At 70.6% G+C, this 2,421-nt stretch carries 3 protein-coding genes; 1 reads left to right on the plus strand and 2 read right to left on the minus strand.

The genetic code is table 11. The features are described 5' to 3' along the window. Together AC2W7M_RS23830 and AC2W7M_RS23835 are read right to left on the minus strand one after the other, a co-directional pair. On the minus strand, positions 1–525 hold a 525-nt coding region (locus AC2W7M_RS23830), incomplete at its 3' end, for an alanine--tRNA ligase-related protein (protein WP_486135441.1). Between the two features lie 4 nt (positions 526–529). After that, positions 530–1,375: an AAA family ATPase gene (locus AC2W7M_RS23835; RefSeq protein WP_486135443.1), complete on the minus strand. Its 846-nt coding sequence runs from the start codon at positions 1,373–1,375 to the stop codon at positions 530–532. A 306-nt stretch (positions 1,376–1,681) separates the two neighbouring features. On the opposite strand from AC2W7M_RS23835, the gene dksA reads away from it, so the two are divergent. After that, positions 1,682–2,098 carry an RNA polymerase-binding protein DksA gene (gene dksA / locus AC2W7M_RS23840; protein WP_121625455.1) on the plus strand — a complete coding sequence of 139 codons (417 nt, stop codon included), beginning with the start codon at positions 1,682–1,684 and terminating at the stop codon, positions 2,096–2,098. Positions 2,099–2,421 lie beyond the last annotated feature (323 nt).

Below are 2,421 nucleotides of genomic sequence, written 5' to 3' on the forward strand. Positions count from 1 at the left end.
CTCGCTGTAGACGGTGACCAGCAGGCGGTCCTTCGGCAGCTCGAACTCGCGGGTGACGAGGTTCCAGGCCAGCTCGATGGCGCGGTCCTTGAAATAGTCGCCGAACGGATGGGGGGCGGTGCCGTGGTCGCCCGGTGTCAGTGCCGCCGCCTCCGTCGCCGCCATCTCCGTCGCCCGAGCCGCTGTCGTCACCGTTCTCGGCGTCGTCGCGGGCGCTGGCGGAATCGGCGGTGGGCGCGGGAGGCGGCATAGCCGACCGATCACCGGCGCCGCCGGCCGCCGACCGCCATGGCGCCGGACATTGCGTCCCGGGCGCTCGCTTGCGCTGTCCGCGCCGGAGCGCGCGCTCGCCTCGCGCGAGAGGCCGTAGTCCGCGGGCACCGAGGCGCGCGGGTCGGGCTTCTGCTGGGGCGCGGTCTGCTGGGACGCCGGTGCGCCGCGCCCGCGCACCACCAGGAAGCCGGCGAGCAGGACCAGCGCAAAGGCCAGTCCCGCGACGAAGCCGATGTCGCCGAGCCCGTCCATGGGCTCAGCGCTGCTCGCGCCGCGAGAGGAAGGCGAGACGCTCGAACAGGTGCACGTCCTGCTCGTTCTTCAGCAGCGCGCCGGCCAGCGGCGGGATCGCCTTGCGCACGTCCTTCTCGCGCAGGGTCTCGGCGTCCACGTCCTCGGACACCAGCAGCTTGAGCCAGTCGATCAGCTCGGAGGTAGACGGCTTCTTCTTCAGACCCGGCACCTCGCGCAGGTCGTAGAACAGCCGCAGCGCCTCGGAGACGAGGCGCGGCTTGATGCCGGGAAAGTGCACGTCGACGATGGCGCGCATGGTGTCGGCGTCGGGGAAGCGGATGTAGTGGAAGAAGCAGCGGCGCAGGAAGGCGTCCGGCAATTCCTTCTCGTTGTTGGAGGTGATGATGACCACCGGGCGCCGGTGCGCCTTCACCTGCTCGCCGGTCTCGTAGACGTGGAACTCCATGCGGTCGAGTTCCTGCAGCAGGTCGTTGGGGAACTCGATGTCGGCCTTGTCGATCTCGTCGATCAGCAGCACCGGCCGGGCGTCGGCGGCGAACGCCGTCCACAGCTTGCCCTTGCGGATATAGTTGGCGATGTCGTGCACCCGGGGGTCGCCGAGCTGGCTGTCGCGCAGGCGCGCCACCGCGTCATATTCGTAGAGGCCCTGCTGCGCCTTGGTGGTGGACTTGATGTGCCACTCGATGAGGTCGGCGCCGAGCGCCTTGGCGATCTCCTGCGCCAGCACGGTCTTGCCGGTGCCCGGCTCGCCCTTCACCAGAAGCGGGCGTTCGAGGACGATGGCCGCGTTGACCGCCACCTTCAGGTCATCCGTGGTGACGTAGCTTCCCGTGCCCTCGAACCGCATGTGCCTTGCCCTCGTCGTCGCCGGCCATCCCGCGCTGCGGCAAGGTCGGCACCCTTCGCCGCGCCGTCAAGCCCCGGTGCGGCCGGCATGCGGTGCGAACGGCGGTTGTCGCGGCGTGCGGGCGTCGATATAAGCGCGGCGACCTTGGAGTTCGCCTGATCCCGGAACGGCACCGGCCGGACCGGGCGAGGGGGCTCCGGATCGTTGATGGGGCAGGGGTCTTGCGCGCGCCGCTCATCGTCGGGCGGGACGCGGGAGGCGACTGCCCCACGGGGGATCAGCGACGTTGTAGCGAGGACATGGCTGATGTCGATCCAAATCGACGAGGACTATCGCCCCCGCGAGGACGAGCCCTTCATGAACGACCGGCAGCGGGAATATTTCCGCCAGAAGCTGCTGCGTTGGAAGGACGACATCCTCAAGGAGGCGCGCGAGACCCTGCAGCACCTTCAGGACGAGAACCAGAACCACCCCGATTTGGCGGATCGCGCCTCGTCCGAGACCGACCGCTCCATCGAACTGCGCGCCCGCGACCGCCAGCGCAAGCTCATCGCCAAGATCGACGCCGCCCTCCTGCGGATCGAGGACGGCACCTACGGCTATTGCGAGGATACGGGCGAGCCGATCGCCCTGAAGCGGCTCGAGGCGCGCCCCATCGCCACCCTCTCGGTGGAGGCCCAGGAGCGGCACGAGCGCCGCGAGCGGGTGTACCGGGACGACTAGGCGGGCGGGGCCGGAATCGGGGATTTCGAGCCGGACCGTTCGGGATCGAAAAGGCCGCGCGGATGCCTCCGCGCCGCCTTCGCACTTCTGGCGCCCGCCGCGCCGCCCGGCCTCAGCGGCCGAGCCGCGGCCGAGCAGGTTGGCCATCTCGGAATCGAGATCGTTGAACGGGTCGTTGGCCGGGGCCGGCGCCGGGTCGGCGGTCTTCTCGACCTTGGGGAAGGCCGGCGCCTCCTGGATCGGGGCGGCCGAACGGGCGGCTCTCCCGAGCGGCGCGGCGGGGCAAGGGGGGGCGGCGCGCGGGGGCGCCTCTTCGGCCGGCG

The sequence above is a fragment of the Xanthobacter sp. BG11Y11_SDJG genome, from assembly GCF_057364445.1.

Coding starts and splice junctions, on each gene's coding strand:
- AC2W7M_RS23835 (WP_486135443.1), bottom strand. CDS start 1,375: ATGCGGTTCGAGGGCACGGGAAGCTACGTCACCACGGATGACCTGAAG.
- dksA (WP_121625455.1), top strand. CDS start 1,682: ATGTCGATCCAAATCGACGAGGACTATCGCCCCCGCGAGGACGAGCCC.